This window comes from Kaistella sp. (assembly GCF_049588135.1).
Taxonomy (GTDB): Bacteria; Bacteroidota; Bacteroidia; order Flavobacteriales; family Weeksellaceae; genus Kaistella.
Genome location: NZ_JBAVFG010000091.1, coordinates 18699 through 45421 on the forward strand (window position 1 = coordinate 18699; position 26723 = coordinate 45421).

Here is a 26723-nt window from a genome sequence, read left to right on the forward strand (position 1 = left end):
TTTTAAAATTTCATTTTGAATAATTTAGAAAACATATCGAAAGCCACGAGCCATTCCGATAATTATCGGAAGCCAAAAGCAATTCGCGTTTTGTTAAGCGGCGGCGGAACAGGAGGACATATCTTCCCGGCAATCGCTATTGCAGACGAAATCAAGAAAAGATTTCCCGACGCCGAGTTTTTATTTATTGGTGCAAACGGAAAAATGGAAATGGAAAAAGTTCCGCATGCAGGCTACAAAATCGTTGGTTTAAATAGTGCCGGCTTCGATCGTGGCAGCTTGTTGAAAAATTTAAGATTACCATTTAAATTGCTTTCAAGTATTACCAAAGCGAGAAAAACCATTCAAGAATTTCAACCAGATTTTGCCATTGGGACAGGAGGATTTGCAAGTGGACCTGCTCTTTTTATGGCAAGCAGTTTAGGCGTTCCGATTTTTGTACAGGAACAAAATTCGTTGCCCGGAAAAACAAACACTTTCTTGGCTAAAAAAGCAAAAGCAGTTTTCACCGCTTATCCTAATATGGATCATTTCTTTCCGAAAACCAAAACCTTCTTTTTAGGAAATCCTGTCCGAAAAAATATTCTTACAGATTTGGTCGAAAAGGATTCAGCAAAAGAGCAGTTAGGTTTAGATAAAAATAAATTAACCATTCTTTCCGTCGGCGGATCTTTAGGTTCCCGAACGTTAAACAACGGCTGGAAAGAAAATTTAGAAAAACTCATTGAAAAAAATTTCCAACTCATCTGGCAAACCGGAAAATTAGATTACAAAAATTTGAAGGAAGAAACAAAGTCTCAAATCTCAAATCTCGAATCTCAAATCTTATTAAAGGAATTCATTTTCGATATGGAACTCGCCTATTCCGCAGCAGATGTAATTGTTTCCCGAGCTGGTGCCATTGCGATTTCCGAGTTAGCGATTGCACAAAAACCAGTTTTGCTCGTTCCTTTTCCGTTTGCGGCAGAAGATCATCAAACCAAAAACGCGATGACTTTAGTTGAAAAAAATGCAGCAAGAATGGTGAAAGACACCGAAATGAAAGAAAAATTTTGGACGACTTTAATGGAAATCTGCGAGAATGAAAACGTAAGAAAAGAAATGAGTGAAAATCTGAAATTCTTCGCAAAACCAAAAGCAACCGAAGAAATTGTGGATGAAATTATGAAAATTGTACAAAGTAAAAAATAGCAAATACAATGTGCAGCCACGAAGTGGCGAAATCATCAGCAAAGGGTGAACCCCTTTGAAAAAAAAAGAGTAAAAAAAGGCTCTAAAAGGGCGAAATCAAAAACTTTGAGTCTTGAACTTTAAACCTTGAATTAAAGAATGAAAAATTTAGAAACCTATCAAAACTTCTACTTCGTAGGAATCGGCGGCATCGGAATGAGCGCTCTGGCTCGCTATTTCCACGCTTCCGGGAAAAATGTTTTGGGTTATGACAAAACCGAAACGAAACTGACTTCTACTTTGATTTTGGAAGGAATTGATATTGTTTTTGAAGATACTATTAATGAAAAAATTCAAAACTTAGATAAAGAAAATACACTCGTAATTTATACGCCCGCAATTAAAAAATTAGATATTCTCAATTATTTTAATGAAACCCAATTCACGGTTCTAAAACGTGCAAAAGTTCTCGGAATGATTACCGAAAACACCAATTGTATTGCCATTGCCGGAACTCACGGAAAAACCACGACTTCATCTTTGGTTGCGCATTTGTGCAAAGAAGCCAATCTTCCGTTTTCGTGTTTTCTGGGTGGAATTGCCGAAAATTTTAAATCGAATTTCTTCTTTAATGGAAACGAGATTTCTGTTGTAGAAGCCGATGAATACGATAGAAGTTTCCTCAACCTTTCACCAGATTGGGCAGCGATTACTTCTACCGATGCAGATCATTTGGATATTTATGGCGACAAAGCAACGATTGAACAAGGTTTCAGTGATTTTGCCAATTTGGTTCCCAAAAACAACCAACTTTTTGTAAGAAAAGGAATAGAAATTGGTCGCCCAGCAAAAACCTACACTGTGAACGAAGAAGCCGATTTTTATTCCGATAATATCAGAGAAATTGGTGATCAAATTTATTTTGATTTTCATACTTCAACAGAAAAAATAAGTGATTTCGTATGGGAAATTCCAGGAATTCACAATGTTGAAAATGCGACGGTTGCGATTGCAATTCTGAATAATTTAGGAGTAGATTTTGAAACTTTAAAACATGGAATTGCCAATTTCAAAGGCATTAAAAGAAGATATACCAAACATAATTTCGAAAACGGAAAAATCTATATCGACGATTATGCACACCATCCGACCGAATTAAATGCAGTGATCGGTTCGATTAAACATTTTTATCCAAGCAAAAAATTGTTGGTTGCTTTTCAGCCGCATTTGTTCAGTAGAACTCGGGATTTTGCAGATGGTTTTGCGGAAAGTTTGGATCAAGCAGACGAATTAATTTTGCTTGATATTTATCCGGCGCGCGAATTACAAGAGAATTTTGAAGGAATAACTTCAGCTTGGCTTTTAGAAAAAATTAAATTAGAGAAAAAGGAAGTTTCAACTTTGGATGAAGCTTTCGATAAAATAAAGGAAAAAGATTTCGATGTCTTGCTCACGGTTGGCGCAGGAAATATCGATACTTTATATGACGGAATCGTTGAATGGTTGAATGAAAATAATAAATCTTAAATCTCAGACCTTTAATCTGGAGTCTTTAAAAATATGAAAAACAAATTCAGAATATTAAAAATTTTAATTACAGTAATTCTATTCGGATTTCTGCTGAGTTTTTCGTTGAAAAGATTCAATAATAAATCGATGGAAAAGGTTTCCGTTAATTTAATTAAAACCAAAAATCCAGTCTATTTCATCGATGAAAAAGACATTAAGGATATTGTGAAAAAATCGAATCCAACGAAAAGAATCGGCGACATTAATATTCCAGAATTAGAAAAGAAATTAAATCAACTTCCAGCGGTAGACAGCGCAAATGTCTATTTAAACTTAAACGGAAACTTGAATTTGGACATTAAGCAAAGAGTTCCGGCTTTCCGTTTAACGAAAGATGACCGGGATTTTTATGTCGATGAAAAAGGAGTTGAATTCCCGATTTCGAAAAACTATTCTTTCCCTTGTATGTTGGTCACCGGAAATGTGAAACAGTCAGAATATGTAAAGTTGGCAGAACTTATTTCTAAAATTGATCGGGATGAATTCAGCAAAAAATATTTCATCGGTATTTCTAAAAAGAAAGACAATTATGAACTCTTGACCAGCGAAGGATATTTTAAAGTCGAAATCGGCGATCTGGAAAAAATAGATTTAAAAGTAAAAGGATTTAAAGCTTTCGTAGAAAAATATCTGATTCATCAAGAGCCAGAAAAATACACGAAAGTTTCGTTGAAGTACGACAATCAAATTGTAACAACGCTGAATCCTAACTTTAAAGAAAATGATAGCATCATTGCAGTCGGTAAAAAAGAATTGGCAATGCTACCAGTTATTAATCAGAAAAAAGCCGATGCTCAAAAAATAGAAAATAAAACAAAAACTAATTAATATACAGAAAAGTCACAAAGTAATCAATTAGCAAAATGAAAGATGAGAATTCTTTCAAAATAAAAATAAGAAAACAAAGGATTTAATTCTTTGAAAATGATAAAAAATCAAATCGACATAATAATGGAAAATCACGAGTATTCAGTAGGCCTCGACATCGGTACCACCAAGATTGTGGCCATTGTCGGACGACGAAACACCCACGGAAAAATTGAAGTTCTAGGCGTAGGAACAGCAAAAAGTTTAGGAGTTCACAAAGGTATTGTAAACAATATTTCCCAAACCATTCAGTCCATAAAAGCTGCTATAACACAAGCACAATCAAGCGCTGGAGTACCAATACATAAAGTAACGGTAGGCATCGCAGGCAAACACATTCGCTCCCTTCAACATTCAGATTATATCATGAGGGAAAATCCAGATCGTTTTATAACAGATGATGATATCGAAAAATTAAAAGATCAGGTTAAACAGTTGGTAATGCTTCCTGGTGAAGAAATTATTCATGTTCTTCCGCAGGAATATAAAGTAGATTCCCAAGGTGAAATTCAGGAACCTGTCGGTATGCACGGAACTCGTCTAGAAGCGAATTTCCATGTGGTAGTTGGTCAAATGGGTAGTATTAGAAATATTGCAAGATGCGTCAGAGAAGCAGGTTTAGAAATGGAAGCCTTAACTCTAGAACCATTAGCATCTTCTGAAGCAGTTTTAACCAAAGAAGAGAAAGAAGCTGGAGTTGCCATCGTAGATATTGGTGGTGGAACTACAGATATTGCAATTTTCAAAGACAATATTATTCGTCACACTTGCGTCATTCCTTATGGTGGCGGAATTATTACCGATGATATTAAAGAAGGCTGTTCCATTATTGAAAAGCATGCAGAAAAACTAAAAGTGAATTTCGGATCTGCAGTTCCCGAATTAGAAAAAGACACCACTTTCGTTACCATTCCCGGTTTGCACGGAAGACCAGATAAAGAAATTTCACTAAAAACTTTAGCACAAATTGTAAATGCGAGAGTGGAAGAAATTTTGGAAATGGTAAATACCGAATTAAAAGCATACGGCGCTTTTGAACAAAAGAAAAAACTAATTGCAGGAATTGTTTTAACAGGTGGAGGTTCTAATCTTCGTCATCTCCGACAATTGGCGAATTATACAACAGGTTTCGACAGCAGAATCGGTTTTGCTAATGAATATGTAACCAATGATAAAAGCCAGCATTTAAAAGGTCCGGAATATGCAACTGCCATAGGATTATTAATGGAAAGTTTAAAAATCCGCGACAAAAAAAATACTCCTGAAAATAGTGAAGAAAAAGTTGAACTTACCGTAAAACCAGATACCAAGTTAACAATAGATGAAATCTTAGTACAAGACGAATCTAATGCTAAAGAGGCCTTGGTGGAGAAAGCTGCAGAAAAAAGACGGAACAAACTGACCATCGGTCAAAAAATAATGGAAAGCGTAAAAAAATTCTTTGAAGAAGTTGAATAATTAAAAAAACCAAGACTATGGAAAATATAAACACCCCTGGATTTTCATTTGATTTACCAAAAGGAAATTCATCAATAATTAAAGTAATCGGCGTAGGTGGCGGTGGAAACAATGCCCTGAAACACATGTATGAACGTGGAATCTATGGTGTAGATTTCGTGATTTGTAATACCGATTCGCAAACTTTAGATAATAATCCGGTTGCAAACAAAGTGCAATTGGGATTAACCATTACTGAAGGATTGGGCGCAGGAGCTGATCCAGATGTTGGTGAAAAAGCTGCGATCGAAAGTATCGAAGACATTAAAGCAGCCATGGGACAAAACACCAAAATGGTTTTCATTACTGCCGGAATGGGCGGTGGTACCGGAACTGGTGCTGCTCCTGTTATTGCAAAAGTGGCTAAAGATATGGGAATCCTTACCGTAGGAATCGTTACCGTACCTTTTAGTTTTGAAGGAAAAAGAAGATTAGACCAAGCTGAATTAGGTTTGGATAAACTAAGAAATAATGTGGATTCGCTAATCGTTATTAATAATGACAAATTACGTCAGCAGTTTGGTAATCTAGGATTTAAATCAGGTTTCTCTAAAGCCGATGAAGTATTAACGAATGCTGCGAAAGGAATGGCAGAAGTGATTACCGGATATTTCGATGTGAATATTGACTTCCGTGATGCGAAATCGGTGTTGGCAAATTCAGGAACTGCATTGATGTCAAACGGAGTTGCTTCTGGTGAAAATAAAGCGGAAGAAGCGGTAAAGAAAGCACTGGATTCTCCGTTATTGAATGATAATAAAATTACCGGAGCGAAAAATGTATTATTGCTTATCAGAAGTGGTTCTGAAGAAGTAACCATGGACGAAATCGGAGTGATCATGGATCATATCCAGCAAGAAGCCGGGCATACCGCAGACATTATCTTCGGAGTTGGAACGGATGAAGAATTAGGAGATTCTGTAAGTGTATTGGTTATTGCCACAGGATTTTCCAAAGAACATCAAAAAAATTCTGGAGTAACAGAAACGGTGAAATTCACTTTGGCAGATTCCATGGAACCAGCTAAGAAAAGAGAAACAGCTTTTAAAGCTGCTATTGAAAATCAACAAGCACCAACGGATTATCCATCTCCCAAAAATCTATTTATTTTAGATGATGAAGATGATTTTTTAACGAATGAATTTCAAGTAAAAACAGTGGAGCAAACTAGAGTTATCGAAAAAGAAACTCCAATTGAGATTAATCGTTTTGTTGAAGAAAATCAAACGTCGCAAAGCTTTATTCAAGAAGAAACACCAGAATTTGATCTTTTCAGTTATGATGGCGAACTTGGTAACGAGCCACTCTCGCAATCTTTTACTTTTGAAACAGAAGATAAAAAGCAAGAAAAATCTGTTGAAAACAAAATTACTTTTTCGGAAGAAAAGCCTATGGAATTCAGTTTTTTCGTAAACGAACCGATTGAAGAGCCGAAAGTTGAAACACCGCAACCTAAAGCAATCATCAAAGAAGAACCGGTTCAAAAGTTAGAACCTAAGGTGGAAGAAAAAGCAGTAGAGAAACCGATATTAAATATTGAAGACGATTTTACTTTCATTACTAAAACTACAAACAACGAGAAAGTTTTAGAAAGAAGAAATAAATTGAAAGAATTCAATTCAAGATATCAAAATTTCGAGCTAGAAAATGAATTTGAAACCATTCCAGCTTTCCGTAGAAAAAATATTTCAATCGGGCAGGAAAATGCTTCAGCACAAAAAATCAGTAATTTCCTTACCGAAAGTGACGGAAAAATGCAAGTGAGAGAAAACCGTTTTTTAAATAAAGACGTAGATTAAATTGCAAATGCCTTTTGGCGAATTGCGAATGACTTTCTAAAAGTTCTAAAAATGCAAATTGCCAAAAGCCAAAAGCTAAAAACAAGAAAATTATGAGTTTAGAAATTATCATCAGTGATGCGATTAAAGACGCAATGCGAGCAAAAGACAAAGTTGCTTTAGATGCTTTGCGTGCAGTAAAATCTCAAATCTTATTGTTGAAAACAGAAGCAAAAGGAGCAGAAGTTTCAGCGGAACAGGAAATTGCAATTTTACAAAGAATGATTAAGCAGCGAAAAGACTCTTATGACCAGTTTATGGCTCAAAACCGAAACGATCTTGCCGAAGTGGAAGAAGCACAAAGCAAAGTTATTGAGAAGTATTTACCGCAGCAAATGACCAGTGAAGAACTGGAAACAGCGATGAAAAACATCATCGCAGAAACGGGCGCAGAAAGCGCAAAAGACTTAGGAAAAGTAATGGGAATGGCAAGTAAACTACTTGCCGGAAAGAGCGACGGAAAGAGTATCTCCGAAATGGCAAAAAAATTACTTTCCTAAACGGTTCCGAATTTCAGGTTTAGAGTTCCGAGTTGAAAAACTTTGAATTAAAAAATCTTAAATTTTGAACTACAAAAAAGGATATTCAACCTTTGCATATCGATTTGATTGAAACCCGGAGCATTTATGTTTCGGGTTTTTTTGTAGACAAAAAGTCCAACTTTAAAAGATGGAACGATTTTGTTGAAAATAGTATTGAACTAGTCTGATTAATAATACTTAAATTTGCAAATCAGAATCGTTCTAAATAAAAGTTTAATTTAAAAAACATACAATATGTATCCAGATGATTTAGTAATGCCAATGAAGCATGAACTAACCGATAAAGGTTTTCAGGATTTAACCACTGCTGAAGCCGTAAACCAAGCAATTAAAAAAGAAGGCACAACGTTATTAATGATCAACTCTGTATGCGGTTGTGCAGCAGGTGCAGCAAGACCAGGCGCTGTTTTCTCACTTACAGGAGATAAAAAACCTACAAATCTTGTAACCGTTTTTGCAGGTTATGATAAAGAAGCGGTTGACGAAGCGCGTAAATTTTTGGCACCATTCCCGCCAAGTTCTCCATGTATCGCACTTTTCAAAGATGGCGAATTGGTACACATGCTGGAAAGACACCACATCGAAGGAAATCCTGCAGGAGCAATTGCTGCTAATTTACAAGGAGCTTACGAAGAATATTGCTAAAACTAAGTTTTTAGTTAAGATTGAAATTCCGCTTTATTACAAGCGGAATTTTTTGTAGTACATAACCTATGATCTTTTAGCAGAAAAATATTATATTTGTTCTCTATGGCAACAAAAGCACTTTTTAATACCGTGGTTAATTGGTTTATCCGTCAGCGGATTGATCAGATTCAGAATTTTATGGATCGTCCGATTGAAACCCAAAACGGGGTGCTATTTTCCCAACTATACTATGCCGAAAATACCGATTACGGAAAGATTCACGGTTTTAGCTCCATTTCGAGTTATGAAGATTTTACCAAAAGTGTTCCTATCGTTACTTATGAAGATTTCGAGCCTTATATCGAGCAGGCAAGACAGGGACAGCGCGATGTTTTCTGGCCAGGTCTGGTGAAAAACTTTGCTAAATCATCTGGAACTACCAATGCCAAAAGCAAATTTATTCCTATTACCGACGAAAGCTTGGAATTATGCCACATGAAAGCAGGCAAAGACCTCGTCTCTATTTACGCCAACAATCATCCAGACAATCAGTTATTCATCAATAAAAATTTGCGATTAGGCGGAAGTGCTGATTTCTATGAAAACTTTAATACAAAATTTGGGGATCTTTCTGCAATCTTAATAGACAACCTCCCTTTTTGGGTAGAAATTACAACCACACCTAGCAAAAAAGTGTCGCTGATGTCGGAGTGGGAAACCAAATTAAAAGCAATCGTTTCTGAAGTTACCAATGAAGAGGTTGGCAGTTTAACCGGAGTTCCAAGTTGGATGATGGTTTTATTACAAAGGATCTTAAACGAAACCGGCAAAGAAAATATCTCCGAATTATGGCCGAATCTGGAAGTGTTTTTTCACGGTGGAATCAGTTTCAAACCTTACCGAGAGCAGTACAAAAAGATTTTAGGAAAAGACATTAATTACTACGAAATTTATAATGCTTCAGAAGGATTCTTTGCAATTCAGGATCAGTTCGAAAGTGACGAAATGTTACTGATGTTAGATTACGGAATTTTTTATGAGTTTATTCCGATGGATCAATTTGATCCCGATAACTTACAAGCCATTCCTTTAGAGGAAGTTGAAATCGGCAAAAATTATGCGATGGTAATTACCACCAATAGTGGGCTATGGCGATATTTAATAGGTGATACCGTTCGATTCACTTCTTTACAACCTTTCAGGATTAAAGTTTCGGGAAGAACGAAACATTACATCAATGCCTTTGGCGAAGAACTCATGATTGACAATGTAGAAAATGCACTTTCAAAAGCATGTGAAGCAACGGATTCCTCAATTTTGGATTTTACAGGTGCGCCGGTTTTTATGCAGCAAGGCGAAAGTGGCGCGCACGAATGGATTTTCGAATTCACAGAACAGCCAAAAGATTTAGAAAAGTTTTCCGAAGTGTTTGACAATCATTTAAAATCTGTAAATTCGGATTACGAAGCGAAAAGGTATAATAATATCACGTTGAAAAAGCCAATTATTCATGTTGCTAAACCTCATCTCTTCTACAATTGGATGTCTGAAAGAGGGAAACTCGGTGGACAAAATAAAGTTCCACGATTAAGCAATGACCGCGAATATATTGAGCCGCTATTAAAGATGAATGAATAAAAAAAATCTGCTGAATGAACAGCAGACTTTCTTATTTCTTCTTCAAATCTTCTTTTACCTTTTCGGCACCTTTTTCTACTTTTTCAGCACCTTTGGCTGCGGCATCTTTAACGTCTTCTCCCGCTTTCTTTAGTTGATGAAGTCCTTGGTCAGTGGCTGCATCAATTTTATTTCCAGCTTCATCTAGTTTTTCTGTTGCATGATCGACTGTTGCATTAATTTTTGCAGAATCAACTGCTATAGAATGCTCACTTTCTGTTGTTGTAGTCGTAACTGTACCATCGGGGTTCTCTACGGTCTCAACTTTTGACTCTGATTTTTTACAGCTTACTAAACTTAATGAAAGTACTGCTGCAACTAAAAAATAATTTTTCATATTGTAAATGTATTTAAGTGAATTTCAAATTTAAATAAAATTACTGATTTATCGGCTATTCAGTTTTAGGAATTGTAGAAGATGCTTTTTCTTTCGCTTTATGAAGTTCTTCGGCAGCTTTATTTTTAATTTCTTCTGCTTTTTTCTCAGCTTTTAACTGTTCGTCTTTGGCTTTTTTTAATACCAATTCTTCCTCATTTTTTAGCTTTATTTGCTTTAAAGAATCTTGCACTTTTTGAGATGACATCCTAATTTTTCTTGCTACATCTACCGAAGTTGCTCCTTGTGAGAAAGAATCAATGGCTATGGTATCATAAGGTGCAATTGCCGTATTTTCTTGAACCACAATCGCTTGTGTGGCTGTTTCTTTTCCGCAAGAAATAAGGAAAAAAAGAATTATTATAATAGATGAATTTTTCATTTTAATCTATTTTAAATTCGGCAATAACTGGGAAATGATCAGAAAGTTTTACCGAACGATCCACATGATAACTGACTGGTTTTATTTCTTTGGAACTAAAGATATAATCAATTCTAATTGGGAATTTATAATCATGGAAACTGGTAGAGCTTCCTCGTCCAGCTTCCACAAAAGCATCATTCAAACCTTTCCCCAAATGATAATACTCGTAAGAATTAGGAACCGAATTAAAATCGCCAGCGAGAATTACAGGATAGGGAGAGTGATCAATGGCTTTTCGAATAACTGCAATCTGCTGCTGATGTATTTTAAAAGTTGGAACCAGTTTTTTGATGACATCTTTAATTTTCGTTTTATTTTTCTCCATGTTTTCTACGGGTTTTACCATTTGTTTATCGAAAGAAAATGGATTTAAATAAACATTCACCACTCGGATTATTTTTCCCTTAAATTGGATATCTGCATAAAAAGCAATCCCTTTCCCCGTGGACTCTAATTTGCCTTGATCCAAAATTTTGGTTTTGGAATTCACTGCGATTGTTCTATAATTGCTGGTTCGGTAAGGGTAATTGGGAATATTAAATTCAGACCCATATTCCTGACCAAAGATAATATCTGCATTGGTCTTTTCTAAATAGTCGTAAATTTTTTCATATCCGCCTATTGAACCGCCTTTAACATTCATGGTAACAATCTTAAGATTGGGTATTTCTACCGTTTTATCAGTCCAATTAATCCATCTTCGAATAGGGGAAATCATCATGAATGTAATTGCGATGAAAAATAATGCTCGTTTTTTCAATAAAATAATCCATAAGAAACAAAGCATAAAATTCAAAATCATCAATGCCGGAAATGCCAAAGAAAGCAAATTGAGGTATGGAAATACTTTCGGCGAAACGTAATCGTTCAGCACCGTTCCACTCAACAAAACAATGATGAAAACATGAATTAAAACTAAGCCAAATCTGAAAATTTTCACGAATACGATTTTAATTAATTCGGTACTGATTGTCCTTCCAGTTTTTCGCTAATAGATATCCTACAACGGCACCTCCAATATGCGCAAAATGGGCAATTCCTTCCATAGAACCGCTGAATCCCAAATACAATGAAATTACAATAATTCCGGGTAATAAATATTTAGCTTTAATCCCAAACGGAATAAACATAAAGAAGAGTTTAGAATCTGGAAACATCGTTGAAAATGCTGCAACTACCCCGAAAATAGCACCTGAAGCTCCCATCATTGGAATAGAATAAATTTCTTCGACATTTGCGCCAAGTTGCGTTATTTGAACAAAGTTCCAGCCACAGTTTAATGCATAAGCCCCAATACCACTAGCAAAATAAAGAATAATATATTTTCTATCGCCCACAACCTGTTCTAAAACCGGTCCAAAACTCATCAGCGTTAACATATTAAAAAGAATATGAGTAATCCCCATACCGCTGTGCAATGGCGCATGCATAAACATGTGAGTGATGATTTGCCAAACCTTAAAATGAGGAGAAGCAATATAATACACAGAAAACATTTCATATAATTTGGGGAACATAATGAAATTAGAGGTCAGATAAAATACAACATTCAGAATGATGATATTTTTAGTGATCGGTGTAAGTCTTGGAAACATAATTTTTAAAATTTATTTTTTAAATCATCTAAAGGAATTTCGATAAAACATCTTTTTCCCGATGGCAAGAATTCTGGGAAACCCAACACAGTGAAATCTTTAATCACTTGTTCGGCATCCATTTTATATAAAAAATCAAAACGGGATTTACTTTGGATTTTATTCCATTGGTTATTATAAAAATCCAGGAATTCATCTTCCGTTCTATATTCTAATATTTCAAAAATGTTTTCGAGGAATTTCATCACTTGCGTTTCTTTCAAACCTTGTGGTACAGCATCAATTCGCAAAACATTATCATTCGCAATAATCATTTCAAAACCTAGTTCCGGCAAATATTTTTTTATCGATCGGAACTTATTTTTTTCGGTTTCATTCATGTGATATTCCAACGAAAAAAGAAGGGTATGCTTTTCATTGCTACGTTTTTTCTGCGAATTTCTTTCACTAACGATCAATCGGTGCATTCTGCCCAAATCGAGCATTAATGTTTTTCCGTTTTTATTAAAAAGCCAATATCCATTCGGAAGGCGCATTAAATCTTCATCGAAATCTTCGTCTTCAAACAAATTAATTTTCGAAGGCTCAGCCTGTATATTTTGCTGATACATTTCGGTCATTGCTACTTTTTCTCCTGCCGAAACCGTTTCTTCACGGAAAGGATTATAATCCCGATCAACTACAATCTCCGGAACTTTAAAACTGCCGCTGGTACTTTTGGTCTGATTTAAAAAAGCATCCATTCCGGAATCCCGTTCAAAATCTAAACTTGGTGATACATTGTAAATCCCCAAAGATCTCTTGATCGTAGAACGAACCAAAGCAAAAATCAAATTGTCATCTTCAAATTTAACTTCCGTTTTTTGCGGATGAATATTAACGTCGACTTTCCCCGGATCCAATTCTAAAAACAAGAAAAAGGTCGGAATATATCCCGGCAAAAGCAAACCTTCAAATGCTTCCTGAACGGCTTTATTAAAATAAGGACTTCTGAAATATCTTCCATTAACAAAGAAAAACTGCTCGCCTCTGGTTTTTTTCGCTCCTTCTGGTTTGGCAACAAATCCGTTGAGCTGAATCCAACCTAAATCTTCTTTAATTGGAATTAAAAGCGGTTGTAATTTTCGTCCAAAAACATCTACAATTCTTTGTAATAAACTGCCTTTTCGTAATCTAAAAACAATATCATCATTATGAAAAAGTTCGAAATCTAAGTTTTCGTGAGCCAAAGCAACTCTTTGAAATTCATCAATAATATGCCGAAATTCGATATTGTTATTTTTCAGAAATTTCCTTCTGGCAGGAACATTATAAAAAAGATTTTTCACCGAGAAATTAGAACCTTCGGTGGTTTGAATCGGTTCTTGAAATTGAAAGCCGCCGCCTTCAATATAAATATTGGTGCCGATTTTGGCATCTGCAGTTTTGGTTTTCAATTCCACTTCTGCCACGGCCGCAATCGAAGCCAACGCTTCGCCACGAAAACCTTTAGTAGAAATTCTAAAGATATCTTCGGTCGTACTAATCTTGGAAGTGGCATGTCTTTCAAACGCTAATCTTGCGTCGGTTTCGCTCATTCCGCTTCCGTTATCCACGACTTGAATCAAGTTTCTTCCGGCATCCCGAATAATCAACTCAATTTTGGTAGCACCGGCATCGATGGAGTTTTCTACTAATTCTTTTACGATAGAAGCAGGTCGCTGAACCACTTCACCAGCGGCAATTTGGTTGGCGACATGATCGGGCAAAAGTTTTATAATGTCTGACATTTAATAAAAGGATCTAATCTGTTTTTTAGTAATTATCAATTTAATTACTTCAATTTCATCTGCTGAATTTCTGATAAAACACGATGCTAAAAGGAATTCGCGGTCATTTTTTCAACTGGTAAAAATAGCGATTTATTTTTTGCTTCAAACAAAAATAACCTCTAGAAATTCCAGAGGTTTTAGGGTAAATTTTAATTGAGTTAAGGTTTATTGGTCAAGAAATATTCTACTTCTCCTTTTCCCCAAGTTGGATCTAATGCCGTTTTCGGTTGATACACTTTGAACTGATCGAGCGATTTTTGAAATAATTCCAAACCTTTCGTTTTACTACCACCGAATTGTTCGGGCGTGTAATAGGTGTCTTCTGCTTTTAATAAAGTAATTCTTGGATTTTCTGGATCCAGCTTTTCTGCTTTTGAAAGTGCTTCTGCACCCAACATTCCTTCGCTCATATATCGAGATTGTGGATCGACCATCATTTTTAAACCGTGAATCATTTTTTGTAAAATCAAGATTTCGGCATTATCTTTACTCAGCGCAATGGATTTGTCTAAAGAAGTTTGTGCTTCTCCCGCAATCGCATCTAATTCTGCAAGTTTTCCGGTACGCATTAAGTTTCTGCCTTTTTCAATGGTGGCTTGTGCAGCATAATAATAAGGAAGCCATTGTGTTTTTTCTTTATCTGCGATTCTTATGAAATCATTCGATAGGGCTGTAAATTCCTCTTGTGTTTTTGCCTGTTCTAGTTTTGCGATTTTTTCAGACATTACTTTTTCGAATGTAGTTTGTGCAAAAACACTTCCTGAACAAACTAGAAGGAATGTTAATAAGAGATTTTTCATTATTTTAAAATTTTTGATTGGTATTATTTTTTTGATGAATCAAAGGTAGTTGAGTTAAATATGATTTGAAATTTATATTTACTGAACGGTCAATTCTCTTTTCTGGACGGTATTAAAGATTATTATTAATTGCATCCTGCGTTCTATCAATCCCGAAATTGATGAAGGCTCCAATAAAAACGAAAGTATTGGCAGATGGTAAAACAGGTTTGCTTCGTAAGCCGTCATTAGAAAATTGATACCCATAAATATTTTTTTGTCCCAAAATATTATTAACAGATAATACCAATACTGTAAACGTTTTAGCATCTTTTTTGCCCAAACTTGGCAAGTAATTTAAACTAAAATTAAGGGCATTAAAATCTTTCAATTTTCCTTGTTGACTCAAATGATAATCGCCATTTCCGTCTGTTTTGAAATTATAAAATGGCCTTCCAGAAGCATAAGTATAAGAAAGATTAAAGCCGGTTTTCCAGTCGGTTACGAATTTTTTGGCGACTACAGAAAGGGTATGTTTTGCTGCAAAATGAGGAAATAAACTTTGGTCATAATTCTGAAAATTTCGCTTGGAATCCAAGTAAGAATAGGAAACCCAATAATCGATATTTTTAATTGATTTCTTATCGCGCCAAAAAACTTCGAAACCTTTTGCAAAACCATCTCCGTTATTATTAATGGCAACTGGGCGATAATCCAAGACTTTTATTTTAATAAGATCGGCGTAGTTTTTATAAAAAGTCTCGAGTCGAAAACTTCTTCCTTCCTCCGATTTCTGAACTTGCAAAATATAATGTTCAGCTTTTTGATAATTTAAAGGATTGCTTCCAAAGTATTTCTGTTCCGGGTTTTGGTAGAAAATTCCGTACGCTAGAGAAGTCGTCCAGTTTTTCGAAATTCGATATGCCATTGCCAATCTAGGCGCAAGATTCCATTGATTAATTTCAGAAGAATATTCAGATCTTAAACCCACTTTCGCCGATAAATGATTGCTGAAACCCAAATCTGTTTCGCCAAAAACCGAGGTAATTTGATTGTTGGATTGAAAAGGAATCGGAGATAATGCTACGTTTGTTTTTTCATGCGCTTGATTAAATTCAACACCACCTCTAACTGCGGATATGCGATTGATCTTTCTTTCTACTACACCTTTCGCATTGAAATAATTTCCTTTAATATCAATTGAATTTGGATTGATTTCTAGATTTTGAAAAGTATCATTAAGGTCAATTAAATTCGCATTAAAAGTATAAGAACTCCCTAAATTCAAAACGTATTCGCCAAATTTCTGTCTGAAAGATAAATTATGAAAAGTGTTTTTCCCTTTTAATGAGGTGTTATCGAAATCGATATTCGGTTCTAAACTTTCTGCTTGCAATCCGATTTTATTGGTATCGAAACTTCCGTAATATTTCAATATTCCTCCATTTTTATTTTTTATTCTAAAGTTAAAATTGGTGCCGAAACTTTCGGGAGCTTTGGTAAAATCGTTATTGAATTTAATTAAATTCGTCATCAATCCCAAATTAGAATAAGAGCCAAAAATCCCAAATGATTGCGATTTTTCTTCATTTACATTTTGAAAGCCCGCAGTTAGAAACAAAGGTGAAATACCCAAATCCACGGAATTCTTCTCTGGAAAATCGATGCTTTCTAAAATCAAAACCGAAGATAATGCCTGACCATAAATCGCAGAATAGCCACCACTGGAAAATACATTTCCTTTAAATAAAGACGTATTTAAGCGATCCATCGATTTGATCCCCGGAATAGAATTTCCGAAAAAATTATTGACCAAATTGCCGTCCATAAAAAATTTAGTTTCCTCACCAGTTCCACCACGAACAAATAAACCTTCAGTTTCGCCAATTTTCTGAACTCCGGGAAGGGTTTCTAGGGCAGAAGAAATCTGACCATTTGCTCCCGCTGTCGTATAAATATCAATTGGAGTTAAAAGTGCAGTTGCTCTTTTTTTGTCGCTTGCCTCGATGGAACCTGCGGAAATAACTACAGCATCAATTTCGGAGATCTGTTCTTTTAAATCGGAATTAACTGTGAGATTATGATTTTCAATCAGGATTGGCTTTTCAATTTCAACAAATTTGGAGTTTGAAAAAACCAAAACCTGCGATCCTTTTTCAGAAGTTTCAAAAGAATAGTTCCCGTTTTCATCTGTTGTTGCGCCGTCGTAAGTATCTTTTAAAGTGACTGAAATATCTTTTAATCCTTTATTTTTGAAATTAACTTTTCCAGAAATGGTGATTTGTGCACTCGAAAAAATTCCCATAAAAAAAAATACAAGAAGCAGCACTTTAGAAATAAGAAAGGTTTGCATGATGATAATTTTATACCACAAATGTATAACGGAATGGCTTTTGCTGAAAATTTAATCCGCCGAATGGTTAAATTTGTAAACCGAATGGTATTTTAAACGATTTCTTCGTTTATTCAAAAACAATTATTCACATTAATCTAAAATTAAATATTATGAAAATCGCTAAACTTTCTATGTTGCTATTTAGCGCAATTTTTGCGGTATCGTGCACGACCACAAAGTCTTATATCATCAATCCTAAAAGCGGAACCGACACTCAGGGAACTGCTCAATTTTCGCAAAAAGGTGAAAATGTTCAAATGAACCTGAATGTTTATAAATTAACTCCAGGGATTCACGCAGTTCATATTCATGAAAAGGGAGATTGCTCGGCTGCTGACGGAAGTTCTGCCGGCGGACATTGGAACCCTACTTCTGAAAAACATGGAAAATGGGAACATGGCGAATTTCACATGGGCGATATTGGCAATTTAGTGGCTGATAAAGAGGGAACTGCGAAATTGGTTTTCAAAACGAATAATTGGTGCATGGGATGTAAAGATGAGAGCAAAAATATTATCGGGAAATCAATTATTATTCATGCAGATGCAGATGATTTTCATAGCCAGCCAACAGGGAACGCTGGTGGCAGAGTGGGTTGTATTGAAATTAAGTAAACGAAACGTTCTTTCTTAAAATAAAAATCCGTCTTATCAAATACTGATAAGACGGATTTTTTTAGTTTTTTGAAAACTTATTCTACGCTCTCTTTCATTTTAGTAGGTTCTCCTTCTAAACCGTCTTTGGCTTCATTTAATTTCAAAACTACTGTTCCGCCTTCGGTTAATACCTTGTTCACCAACATTTCTGCCAATAGATCTTCGATATATTTTTGGATTGCCCGTTTCAAAGGTCTTGCCCCAAAGTCTTTGTCCCAACCTTTTTCAGCGATAAATTCTTTTGCGTCATCGGTTAATTCAACTTTGTAATTTAATTTTGCCAGACGGCTGTATAATTTAGCCAATTCCAAATCGATGATTTTCGAAATATCTTCTTTTTCTAAATTATTAAAGATCACGATATCGTCAATTCTATTCAGGAATTCTGGTGCAAAAGCTTTCTTCAACGCATTTTCAATGGTACTTCTCGCTCTTGCATCGGTATTTGATTTCTTAGCGTTCGTTCCAAAACCAACTCCATCACCGAAATCTTTCAAATCTCTGGTTCCAATATTAGAAGTTAAAATAATGATTGTGTTTCTAAAATCAATTTTTCTACCTAAAGAATCTGTAACAAAACCTTCATCTAAAATCTGCAATAAGATATTGAAAACATCTGGATGCGCTTTTTCAATTTCATCTAAAAGCACTACTGCATAAGGTTTTCTACGAACAGCTTCGGTTAATTGTCCACCTTCTTCATAACCCACATATCCTGGAGGCGCACCTACTAATCGGGAAACTGCAAATTTCTCCATGTACTCACTCATGTCGATTCTAATCAAAGCTTCATCGGAATCGAACAATTCTCTAGCCATCACTTTTGCCAATTCGGTTTTACCAACACCTGTTGTTCCTAAAAAAATAAAGGTCCCGATTGGTCGATTAGGATCTTTCAACCCTGCTCTATTTCTTTGGATGGCTTTCACCACTTTTTTCACTGCATCTGGCTGTCCAATTACTTTTGTGTTAAGGATCTCTTCCATTTGAGCCAGTTTGTCGAGCTCATTTTTGCCGACTTTGGTTACTGGGATTCCACTCATCATTGACACCACCTCAGCGACGCTTTCTTCGCTTACGATTTCTTTTTTCTCTTTTACATCTTTATCCCATTGTTCTTGCGCTGCATTTAATTCCATCTGCAAGCGTTCCTCTTCATCTTTTAGTTTTCGGGCTTCAAGATAATCTTGTTTCTTAACCGCTTGTTGTTTTTGTTCCTTAATCACTTCGATATTCTTTTCATACTCGATGATTTCGGTTGGAACTTTCATGTTTTTAATATACACTCTAGAACCTGCTTCGTCCATTGCATCAATTGCCTTGTCTGGTAAGAAACGGTCGGTAATATATCTTGCGGTTAAATTTACACAAGCCAAAATCGCTTCGTCGGTATAAATTACATTGTGGTGATCTTCGTATTTGTCTTTAATTTGATTTAAAATCTGCACGGTTTCTTCAACGGTTGTTGGCTCTACCATTACCTTTTGAAAACGTCTTTCTAAAGCACCATCTTTCTCAATATACTGTCTGTATTCATCCAGAGTCGTTGCACCAATACATTGAATTTCACCTCTTGCAAGAGCAGGTTTAAACATATTTGATGCATCCAAACTTCCAGTCGAACTTCCTGCACCAACGATGGTGTGCAATTCATCGATGAATAAAATGACATCTCGGTTTTTTTCCAACTCGGTCATGATTGCTTTCATTCTTTCTTCGAATTGTCCACGGTATTTTGTTCCGGCAACTAAGCTTGCCAAATCCAAAGTAATCACCCGTTTTCCATAAAGAACTCGCGACACTTTTTTCTGTTGAATTCTTAAAGCCAAACCTTCTGCAATTGCTGATTTACCAACCCCTGGTTCACCAATCAAAAGTGGATTGTTTTTTTTCCTTCTCGATAAAATCTGTGAAACCCTTTCTATTTCTTTTTCACGACCGATAACGGGATCTAGTTTCCCTTCTCTTGCAAGTGCTGTAAGGTCTCTTCCGAAATTATCCAAAGTCGGGGTTTTGCTTTTTCCGACACCGATGTTTCCGGTAGGTTTTCTCATTTGTCCAAATTCTTCACGCTCATCATCATCTTCATACGCACTCATTTTAGGGTTTTGTCCAGAATTTTTCAACATTGTTTGATATTCCTTAGTCACTCTTTCATAATCGATATCATACGAACTTAAAATACTGGTTGTAGGATCTTCTGATTTGTATAGAATACCAAGCAATAAATGAACGGTATTCACTTCTGAATTTTGGTATTGTCTGCATTCTAACTCAGACCTTTTCACCGCTTGATCCGCCATTTTTGTAAAAGATATCTTTTCACTTTCTACAGAAAACGGATTTAAACTGGCGACCGACATTGTTTCGATTTTTCTTTTGATTTGGGTTAAATCGGCTCCCAAATTATGCATGATTTCCTTGGCAGAGTTGTCTGTTTTAATCATTCCCAAAAGGAAATGTTCTGTATTTAGAAACTCGCTATGCAAGCGTCTTGCTTCGTCTTTACTTTGTTTGAAAACTTGATCCAAACCGTTTGAAAATTGACTATCCATATTATTGTTTCTCGTCTATTAATTAAAGATAATATAAAATCTTTAAATTCTTTAGGTAAGTTACAAATTCTTTACCAAAATTAATTCAAGACTAAATGGCAGAGAAGATTTTTTCATTTCACAGAAAACAATTGCGTTTATCTTCTAAAAAAGAATAACACCCTTTCTGAATAATCAGATCAATCTTAATCGGTTGTTTTCTATTTGTATTATTTGGTATTCACTGTAATTACAGGTGAACAATCATTATTTTTAAAGCTGTTATTTGTTTTATTCAAGAAGATTATTTGGCTAAAAAAGCTTAATTTAGCGTCCATTATGAAAATTATTGTTTCTGCATTTAGCAGCCTATATACCGACCAAAGAATTGAAAAAGTATGTGAAACTTTGTATAAAAACGGATATGAAATCGTGTTAATAGGAAATGATTGGGGAGGTGCAGGTGAAATGCAACGTCCTTATCAATTCAGCCGAATAAGACATTCGTCATCATCGCTAAAGTCTGCATATCCAGAATTTAACTGGAAACTTTATAAAGAACTAAAAAAGAACGCTGATAAAAACACCATCCTTCTCGCCAATGATTTGGATGCTCTGTTACCCAATGTTCTAATTTCTAAAAAATTAAATATCCCACTTGTCTTCGATAGCCATGAAATCTTTACAGAAATGCCAGCAATTCAGGGGAGATTTACACAAAAGATCTGGAGGCTTTTAGAAAAACGTCTCGTTCCGAATATCAGATATATGATGACAGAAAGCCAGAGCTATGCGGAATGGTTTTCAGCTAAATATCATGTGAATCCTGTTGTGGTAAGAAATATTCCCCGAAGAATTACCGAGCCCGTTGAAATCCCAAATAACAATCCCAAAATTATTCTGTATCAAGGCGTCATCAATCAATCACGAGGGATTCCGCAAGCAATATTGGCCACTCATTTTCTAGATAATGTCATCTTTAAAATTGTGGGAGATGGTCCTAAACGGATTGAATATGAAGAGCTCGTTAGAAAAGAAAATCTTGGGAACAAAGTGGAGTTTTTAGGAAAGCTCATTCCAACGGAGCTTCGTAAAATTACCAAAACGGCAGACGTTGCCCTAAGCCTTGAAGAAAATGGCGGCGTAAGTTACCTCTATTCATTACCAAATAAAGTTGCCGATTCTGTTCAGGCGCGCGTTCCCTTGGTGCTTATCAACTTTCCCGAGATGGTGCGAGTTTATCATCAATTCAAAGTTGGTGAACTCATCGAAAATCATGACCCTAAAAATATTGCTGATAAAATTAAAGTAGTCTTAGAAAAAGGAAGAGCATTTTATCAACCCGAATTAAAAAAAGCAGCCGCAGCACTTTGTTGGGAGCAAGAAGAATCGAAGATTATCTCTTTATTTAAAAAAGTAATCGCAGAAAATTTCTAAGACCGAATTTCTTATCTTTGCACAAATTGAATTGACCGATGACCATCAAAGAAAAACAGCAAGAAACCGTAGAAGCATTTGCTTTTATGGAAGATTGGGAACAGAAATATGAATACATTATCGATCTTGGTAAAGAACTGAAAGGATTGCCTGAAGACAAGAAAATAGATGATAATTTAATTAAAGGTTGCCAATCAAAAGTGTGGATTGATGCAGAATTTAAAGATGGCAAACTCTACTTTAACGCAGACTCTGACGGGATTCTACCCAAAGGAATCATTTCTCTTTTGGTCTCGATTTACAGCGGTCATTCCACTCAAGAAATTTTAGATTCTGATTTTAAATTCATTGAAGAAATTGGATTACAAGAATTTCTGTCACCTTCTAGAGCCAATGGTTTAATGGCGATGACCAAGCAAATTAAATTTTACGCAGTAGCATTTCAATTAAAATCTTGACCAGAATCTTAGCATATCGTTTTTCAGCTTTCGGAGATGTCGCAATGACCGTTCCCGTGTTTACCGAGTTTCTTCAGCAAAACCCCGAGGTAGAAGTAGTCATCGTTTCCCGAGATAATTTCAAGGATCTGTTCGAAGGAATCCCCAATTTGATTTTTAAAGGAATTGATGTTGATCATTACAAAGGGATTTTGGGGCTCAGGAAATTGGGCAAACTATTATTAAAAGAATTCAACCCAGATTATATCGCAGATTTGCACGATGTGATTCGAACAAAAACCCTCGATTTATTCTTTATCAAAAATGGATTTAAAGTCTTTAAAATACATAAAGGAAAAGAAGAAAAAGAACACCTGATCGATGTTTGGAATTTAGATAAGAAAAAACTGAAACCAACCAGTGAACGTTATGCAGATGTCTTTCGGGCAATGAATTTCAAACTCGAACTCTCTCACCAATATCCTCAAAAAACTTTAGTCAAAAAAGGAATCGGAATCGCTCCTTTTGCCCAACACAAAGGAAAAATGCTCCCTTTAGAAAAAACTTTTGAGGTCGTAAGAATTTTAGCACAAAACCACAAAATCTATTTTTTTGGCGGTGGGGAAAATGAAGTTACCATTCTCAACGACTGGCAGCAACAAATAGCAAATACCGAAAGTTTAGCCGGGAAATTGACTTTAAAAGAAGAGTTACAAAAGATAGCAGAACTAGAAGTCATGATCTCAATGGATTCTGCCAATATGCATTTGGCAAGTTTAGTAGGCACCCGATGTATTTCCGTTTGGGGATCAACCCATCCTTTTGCAGGCTTTCTAGGTTATGGGCAAAGTGAAAACGACATCGTTCAAGTTAAAGATTTAACTTGTAGGCCATGCTCTGTTTTCGGTGATAAAGAATGCTATCGTGGTGACTGGGCTTGTTTAGAAGAGATTGATATCCAAAGAATTATCGATTTAGTTTAATATAAAACAAAAAATCCTTCCAAATTAATGAAAGGATTTTGCAATTATTTTCTTTTGGTTTTACATGAATTTTTCTCCCTTTTTCAGAGTTTTTAAATCCTGTACATAATCTTTGATCAGTTGGTCATTTTCTCTTGGGCAAATTAAAAGTGCTTTTTCGGTATCTACTACAATATAATTTTCTAATCCATCAATGACTACCGCTTTATTTTCATTTTTTAATTTAATCAAATTACCTTTTGAATTATAAGTAACCGCATGCTTCGTATTGATCGAATTTTCATTTTCACCTTTTTCAGAATTCTCATAAATTGAAGTCCAAGTTCCTAAATCGCTCCAACCCAAATCGGCAGGAATAACATACACATTTTTTGCTTTTTCTAAAATGCCATTGTCAATCGAAATTTTATTCACTTTAGGATAAATCAAATCAATACAGTGTTCTTCATCTTTTGAATTGTATTCGCAACTTTCAAAATTCTGGGTCATTTCTGGCAAATAGCTGTCAAAAGCAGAAAGAATAGATTTCACATTCCAAACAAAGATTCCTGCATTCCACAAGAAATCGCCGCTATCTAAGAATGCCTGTGCAATTTCTAAATCTGGCTTTTCGGTAAAAGTTTTAACTTTAAAATAATCAGAATTATTTTTTTCAACAAACTGAATGTATCCGTAACCAGTATCTGGTCGTGTAGGTGTAATTCCTAAGGTAATTAGATAATCATTTTTTGCAGCCAAATTAAAAGCGAGTTCTACTTTTTGTAGAAAAGTATCTTCCTTTAAAATAAGATGATCTGCTGGCAAGACGATGATATTGGCATCTGCATTTCTACTACCAATTTTTTTTGCCATATAAATATTACATGCAGCAGTATTTTTCATCATGGGTTCACCAACAATGTTCTCGTGATTTATTTCTGGCAATTGCTCTGCAGTAAGCGAAATATATTCTTTATTGGTGATGACATAAATGTTTTCTATAGGTACGATTTTACGTATTCTATCATAGGTTTGCTGAATCATCGTTCTGCCAGTTCCTAAAATATCTTGAAATTGTTTCGGGTATTTTTGAGTGCTCATTGGCCAGAATCTACTTCCGATTCCTCCTGCCATGATAACACAGTAATTATTTGACATAAACATAGTTAACTTATTTTTTCTACTCGTGCCAAAGGTTTAAAAATATATTTTTTATCGGTATCGAGTTGTGTACAAAGATAGTTTTTTTTACGTTTTTCTTCAATGATATAAATCTGCTTTCTGTAAATGAATTGATCTTTTATTTCTAAATCTTCTATATAGGAAGTTTCATCTTCATAATCCTCGATGTGGAAGTATCTCACCAAATCTGGACTCGCCATAAAATTCGCTTTCGGAGATTTTGAAAATTTTAATATAATCGGTTTTAAATCTTCGTCATACACCGAGATACTTTCCAAAAGCATTGTTCTGAAAGTATGCTTCCATTCTACTCCATGTGGCGAAATACGGTGACCAAAGTTTTCAAAAGCCAATAAATGCGCTAATTCATGGGTTAATACAAAAAAGAAAAGCGGTGGTTGCAAGGTAGAATTGATGGTGATCTGATGCGATTTGTCCGGCATTTTCCGATAATCGCCAAGTTTGGAATTTCTCCCTCTCGTGATTTTTATATGAATGGGATAATCGCCAAACCATTTCTTCAAATGTGGCAAACAGTGGTTCGGTAAATATTTTTCTAATAGCGAAATCGACATTTTTTAACTTCCATTTAAGACTAAGAAATTCTCTTTTCCTAGTTTTTACTGGATTAAGAATTTCTCCTAAAATTTTTATAAAGATAAGGGAATCCCGGCATAGAAGTTCAATAGTTTTAAACTAAATATGTAATTAAACTTCGATTGCTCAACACTTCCCTGGGCGTTCGCATAATTATTTCTGGCAGTATTCAAATCGTAAATCGTTGTTTTTCCTGCATTATAGCTTTTCTCGGCAAAATCGAGTGCCAGTTTTGAACTTTTTTCTGACTGTGAAGCAGCGAGATACGATTCGTAATTACTTTCTGCATCAAACTGGGCTTTCTGCACATTCTGTAAAACCTGCTGCTTTTGTTGAAGCAAAACGTTTTTAGCGATATCTTCATTAATTTTCGATTGCTGTACATTTAATTTCGTAATCCCTTTATTGAAAATAGGAATGTTCGCTGAAAGTCCGAGCTGCTGTCCGAAATTATCTTTGTATTGTTTGAAAAAACCACTTTCTTTTATCGGGTTTCCATTAATATCACGACCTACAGTATTTGTCACCAAAGAATTAAAATAGGAAGTTCCCATTCCTACAAATGTGGAAACGCTAGGCCAAAAAGCGGTTTTTGTAATTTCAGTTTGCGCTTCTGCCGATTTCACTCTATTTTCTGCGGATTTTATTTGGGGCTGATTTTCAAACGCCTTATCAATAATCTGATCTGCAGAGAATAATGGCGCCTCAATCTCACTTTGAACATCGATATTCTGTATGTCAAAAGTTTTATATTCCGGAAGCTGCAAAAGCATTGCCAGTGCAAATAAACTTCTCTCTGTATTAATTTGTGCGGTTTTTACATTTTGTTTTTCTCTAGCTAAAGCGGCTTCCGCTTCTGCTAAAATCGTTTGTGGAGTGGTACCGACTTCGGTCGTAATCTTTGCTCTTTTGTAGAGTTTATCGGCATTATCCAAAGCGCTTTCTGAAATTTTGGTAATCTCTCTATTCAATAAAATCGAAAGATATTGTTGCGCAATTTGTAACGAAATATCATTTTTAATTTGTTCTACATCAAATCCACTGGCCTCAACATCAAACTCCGTTTTTCTTATGCTTTTTTCTAAATTACCATTGTTAAAAAGTAAAATATCTGTGCCAACCCTGGAATTATTATTGAAGTTATCATTCCGGTTGGTATTCCCAAAAATATCTGTTCCCTGCCCGAAATTTGCATTATTATTAATAGTACCGGTAACGGATGGAAGATATTGGCGTTTTGCAATTTGTAAAGAATTCACCTGAAGTTTCTTGTTATAGGAATTTTGAATAACCTGTAGATTGTTTTCTACGGCGTAATTCACACATTCTTCCAACGTCCATACTTTTTGAGAAAACATAAAAGTAGAAAGTAAACTCAGAAAAAAAACAGCAGATTTCTTCATTGATAATTTTAAAGAATAAGACGATGTTTTTGATGATTTGTTACAAATTAATTTAATGAAATGCTCTGCTTATTCCACATTGATCTATAAACCGAATCTTTTGCAAGCAATTCATGGTGGTTTTCTTGTTCTATAATTTATCCTAGTATCTGATACAAAATTAGGCTCATTTGAATCGATAAATTATTTTTTAAATAGATTTAGATATTTCTGAAAAACATAGATTTTTCCTCTTTCACCACCGGTAAGCTCTTCAATGATTCCTAAACTTTCGAGAATAGAAATTTGCTTATATGCAGACATGTGAGATTTTTGAATAATTCTACCAACTTTTTTCACGTCTATTAT

23 protein-coding genes are annotated in these 26723 nt (G+C 35.2%); 12 read left to right on the forward strand and 11 right to left on the reverse strand.

The window, feature by feature from the left end; genetic code table 11:
• The first annotated feature begins 33 nt into the window (after positions 1–33).
• The 8 genes from murG (at position 34) to WBY99_RS05360 (ending at position 9748) form a co-directional block, all read left to right on the forward strand.
• Positions 34–1191: an undecaprenyldiphospho-muramoylpentapeptide beta-N-acetylglucosaminyltransferase gene (gene murG / locus WBY99_RS05325; protein WP_423975321.1), complete on the forward strand. Its 1158-nt coding sequence runs from the start codon at positions 34–36 to the stop codon at positions 1189–1191.
• A 138-nt stretch (positions 1192–1329) separates the two neighbouring features.
• Positions 1330–2697, forward strand: coding sequence for a UDP-N-acetylmuramate--L-alanine ligase (gene murC, locus WBY99_RS05330; protein ID WP_423975298.1), 1368 nt, complete (start codon positions 1330–1332; stop codon positions 2695–2697).
• Between the two features lie 33 nt (positions 2698–2730).
• Complete coding sequence (locus WBY99_RS05335; protein WP_423975299.1) at positions 2731–3567, forward strand: cell division protein FtsQ/DivIB; 837 nt, start codon at positions 2731–2733, stop codon at positions 3565–3567.
• A gap of 123 nt (positions 3568–3690) precedes the next feature.
• Positions 3691–5064 (forward strand): cell division protein FtsA, encoded by a 1374-nt coding sequence (gene ftsA / locus WBY99_RS05340; RefSeq protein ID WP_423975300.1) that lies wholly within the window; start codon positions 3691–3693, stop codon positions 5062–5064.
• Positions 5065–5081: 17 nt separating this feature from the next.
• Positions 5082–6902, forward strand: a complete 1821-nt coding sequence (gene ftsZ, locus WBY99_RS05345) for a cell division protein FtsZ (protein WP_423975301.1) — start codon at positions 5082–5084, stop codon at positions 6900–6902.
• A gap of 92 nt (positions 6903–6994) precedes the next feature.
• Positions 6995–7441, forward strand: coding sequence for a GatB/YqeY domain-containing protein (locus WBY99_RS05350; protein ID WP_423975302.1), 447 nt, complete (start codon positions 6995–6997; stop codon positions 7439–7441).
• A gap of 276 nt (positions 7442–7717) precedes the next feature.
• Entirely contained in the window at positions 7718–8128 is a 411-nt protein-coding gene (locus WBY99_RS05355) for a BrxA/BrxB family bacilliredoxin (protein WP_423975303.1), read from the forward strand.
• A 105-nt stretch (positions 8129–8233) separates the two neighbouring features.
• The gene (locus tag WBY99_RS05360; protein WP_423975304.1) at positions 8234–9748 is read left to right on the forward strand and encodes a GH3 auxin-responsive promoter family protein; all 1515 of its coding nucleotides are present in this window, start codon (positions 8234–8236) and stop codon (positions 9746–9748) included.
• A gap of 31 nt (positions 9749–9779) precedes the next feature.
• Here WBY99_RS05360 and WBY99_RS05365 read toward each other — a convergent pair whose 3' ends face one another.
• The 7 genes from WBY99_RS05365 to WBY99_RS05395 form a co-directional block, all read right to left on the reverse strand.
• On the reverse strand, positions 9780–10124 hold the full coding sequence (locus WBY99_RS05365; protein ID WP_423975305.1) for a hypothetical protein: 345 nt from the start codon (positions 10122–10124) through the stop codon (positions 9780–9782).
• A 55-nt stretch (positions 10125–10179) separates the two neighbouring features.
• The gene (locus WBY99_RS05370) at positions 10180–10545 is read right to left on the reverse strand and encodes a hypothetical protein (RefSeq protein WP_423975306.1); all 366 of its coding nucleotides are present in this window, start codon (positions 10543–10545) and stop codon (positions 10180–10182) included.
• Position 10546: 1 nt separating this feature from the next.
• A complete protein-coding gene (locus tag WBY99_RS05375) occupies positions 10547–11527 on the reverse strand; it encodes an endonuclease/exonuclease/phosphatase family protein (RefSeq protein WP_423975307.1) in 981 nt (326 codons plus the stop codon).
• Between the two features lie 10 nt (positions 11528–11537).
• Positions 11538–12182, reverse strand: coding sequence for a rhomboid family intramembrane serine protease (locus WBY99_RS05380; protein ID WP_423975308.1), 645 nt, complete (start codon positions 12180–12182; stop codon positions 11538–11540).
• A gap of 5 nt (positions 12183–12187) precedes the next feature.
• Positions 12188–13951 carry a DNA mismatch repair endonuclease MutL gene (gene mutL / locus WBY99_RS05385; RefSeq protein ID WP_423975309.1) on the reverse strand — a complete coding sequence of 588 codons (1764 nt, stop codon included), beginning with the start codon at positions 13949–13951 and terminating at the stop codon, positions 12188–12190.
• Between the two features lie 200 nt (positions 13952–14151).
• Complete coding sequence (locus WBY99_RS05390; protein ID WP_423975310.1) at positions 14152–14793, reverse strand: hypothetical protein; 642 nt, start codon at positions 14791–14793, stop codon at positions 14152–14154.
• Between the two features lie 112 nt (positions 14794–14905).
• Positions 14906–17125: a TonB-dependent receptor gene (locus WBY99_RS05395; RefSeq protein WP_423975311.1), complete on the reverse strand. Its 2220-nt coding sequence runs from the start codon at positions 17123–17125 to the stop codon at positions 14906–14908.
• A 152-nt stretch (positions 17126–17277) separates the two neighbouring features.
• Here WBY99_RS05395 and WBY99_RS05400 point away from each other — a divergent pair, with 152 nt between their 5' ends.
• Complete coding sequence (locus tag WBY99_RS05400; RefSeq protein ID WP_423975312.1) at positions 17278–17781, forward strand: superoxide dismutase family protein; 504 nt, start codon at positions 17278–17280, stop codon at positions 17779–17781.
• 77 nt (positions 17782–17858) lie between these two features.
• Here WBY99_RS05400 and WBY99_RS05405 read toward each other — a convergent pair whose 3' ends face one another.
• Complete coding sequence (locus WBY99_RS05405; protein ID WP_423975313.1) at positions 17859–20378, reverse strand: ATP-dependent Clp protease ATP-binding subunit; 2520 nt, start codon at positions 20376–20378, stop codon at positions 17859–17861.
• Positions 20379–20696: 318 nt separating this feature from the next.
• Here WBY99_RS05405 and WBY99_RS05410 point away from each other — a divergent pair, with 318 nt between their 5' ends.
• Genes WBY99_RS05410 through WBY99_RS05420 form a run of 3 tightly spaced genes read left to right on the forward strand, consistent with a single transcriptional unit; the run spans position 20697 to position 23214 of the window.
• A complete protein-coding gene (locus tag WBY99_RS05410) occupies positions 20697–21794 on the forward strand; it encodes a glycosyltransferase (RefSeq protein ID WP_423975314.1) in 1098 nt (365 codons plus the stop codon).
• Between the two features lie 38 nt (positions 21795–21832).
• Positions 21833–22252 carry a SufE family protein gene (locus tag WBY99_RS05415; RefSeq protein ID WP_423975315.1) on the forward strand — a complete coding sequence of 140 codons (420 nt, stop codon included), beginning with the start codon at positions 21833–21835 and terminating at the stop codon, positions 22250–22252.
• Entirely contained in the window at positions 22249–23214 is a 966-nt protein-coding gene (locus WBY99_RS05420) for a glycosyltransferase family 9 protein (RefSeq protein WP_423975316.1), read from the forward strand. Before WBY99_RS05415 ends, WBY99_RS05420 begins: the two co-directional genes overlap by 4 nt.
• Before the next feature lie 60 nt (positions 23215–23274).
• On the opposite strand, the gene WBY99_RS05425 is transcribed toward WBY99_RS05420, so the two are convergent.
• The 3 genes from WBY99_RS05425 to WBY99_RS05435 all read right to left on the reverse strand — a co-directional run bounded on the left by WBY99_RS05425 (position 23275) and on the right by WBY99_RS05435 (position 26375).
• Positions 23275–24357, reverse strand: a complete 1083-nt coding sequence (locus tag WBY99_RS05425; protein WP_423975317.1) for a mannose-1-phosphate guanylyltransferase — start codon at positions 24355–24357, stop codon at positions 23275–23277.
• Positions 24358–24359: 2 nt separating this feature from the next.
• Entirely contained in the window at positions 24360–24950 is a 591-nt protein-coding gene (locus tag WBY99_RS05430; RefSeq protein WP_423975318.1) for a SprT-like domain-containing protein, read from the reverse strand.
• 75 nt (positions 24951–25025) lie between these two features.
• Positions 25026–26375 carry a TolC family protein gene (locus tag WBY99_RS05435; protein ID WP_423975319.1) on the reverse strand — a complete coding sequence of 450 codons (1350 nt, stop codon included), beginning with the start codon at positions 26373–26375 and terminating at the stop codon, positions 25026–25028.
• Between the last annotated feature and the right edge of the window lie 348 nt (positions 26376–26723).

Bases quoted from the DNA above. Each gene is read 5' to 3' on its own strand.
- WBY99_RS05360 (WP_423975304.1), top strand. From the start codon at position 8,234: ATGGCAACAAAAGCACTTTTTAATACCGTGGTTAATTGGTTTATCCGT.
- WBY99_RS05435 (WP_423975319.1), bottom strand. From the start codon at position 26,375: ATGAAGAAATCTGCTGTTTTTTTTCTGAGTTTACTTTCTACTTTTATG.
- ftsA (WP_423975300.1), top strand. From the start codon at position 3,691: ATGGAAAATCACGAGTATTCAGTAGGCCTCGACATCGGTACCACCAAG.
- WBY99_RS05365 (WP_423975305.1), bottom strand. From the start codon at position 10,124: ATGAAAAATTATTTTTTAGTTGCAGCAGTACTTTCATTAAGTTTAGTA.
- WBY99_RS05350 (WP_423975302.1), top strand. From the start codon at position 6,995: ATGAGTTTAGAAATTATCATCAGTGATGCGATTAAAGACGCAATGCGA.
- WBY99_RS05400 (WP_423975312.1), top strand. From the start codon at position 17,278: ATGAAAATCGCTAAACTTTCTATGTTGCTATTTAGCGCAATTTTTGCG.
- WBY99_RS05405 (WP_423975313.1), bottom strand. From the start codon at position 20,378: ATGGATAGTCAATTTTCAAACGGTTTGGATCAAGTTTTCAAACAAAGT.
- mutL (WP_423975309.1), bottom strand. From the start codon at position 13,951: ATGTCAGACATTATAAAACTTTTGCCCGATCATGTCGCCAACCAAATT.
- WBY99_RS05335 (WP_423975299.1), top strand. From the start codon at position 2,731: ATGAAAAACAAATTCAGAATATTAAAAATTTTAATTACAGTAATTCTA.
- murC (WP_423975298.1), top strand. From the start codon at position 1,330: ATGAAAAATTTAGAAACCTATCAAAACTTCTACTTCGTAGGAATCGGC.
- WBY99_RS05425 (WP_423975317.1), bottom strand. From the start codon at position 24,357: ATGTTTATGTCAAATAATTACTGTGTTATCATGGCAGGAGGAATCGGA.
- WBY99_RS05390 (WP_423975310.1), bottom strand. From the start codon at position 14,793: ATGAAAAATCTCTTATTAACATTCCTTCTAGTTTGTTCAGGAAGTGTT.
- WBY99_RS05415 (WP_423975315.1), top strand. From the start codon at position 21,833: ATGACCATCAAAGAAAAACAGCAAGAAACCGTAGAAGCATTTGCTTTT.
- WBY99_RS05355 (WP_423975303.1), top strand. From the start codon at position 7,718: ATGTATCCAGATGATTTAGTAATGCCAATGAAGCATGAACTAACCGAT.
- WBY99_RS05380 (WP_423975308.1), bottom strand. From the start codon at position 12,182: ATGTTTCCAAGACTTACACCGATCACTAAAAATATCATCATTCTGAAT.
- WBY99_RS05370 (WP_423975306.1), bottom strand. From the start codon at position 10,545: ATGAAAAATTCATCTATTATAATAATTCTTTTTTTCCTTATTTCTTGC.
- WBY99_RS05395 (WP_423975311.1), bottom strand. From the start codon at position 17,125: ATGCAAACCTTTCTTATTTCTAAAGTGCTGCTTCTTGTATTTTTTTTT.
- ftsZ (WP_423975301.1), top strand. From the start codon at position 5,082: ATGGAAAATATAAACACCCCTGGATTTTCATTTGATTTACCAAAAGGA.
- WBY99_RS05430 (WP_423975318.1), bottom strand. From the start codon at position 24,950: ATGTCGATTTCGCTATTAGAAAAATATTTACCGAACCACTGTTTGCCA.
- WBY99_RS05410 (WP_423975314.1), top strand. From the start codon at position 20,697: ATGAAAATTATTGTTTCTGCATTTAGCAGCCTATATACCGACCAAAGA.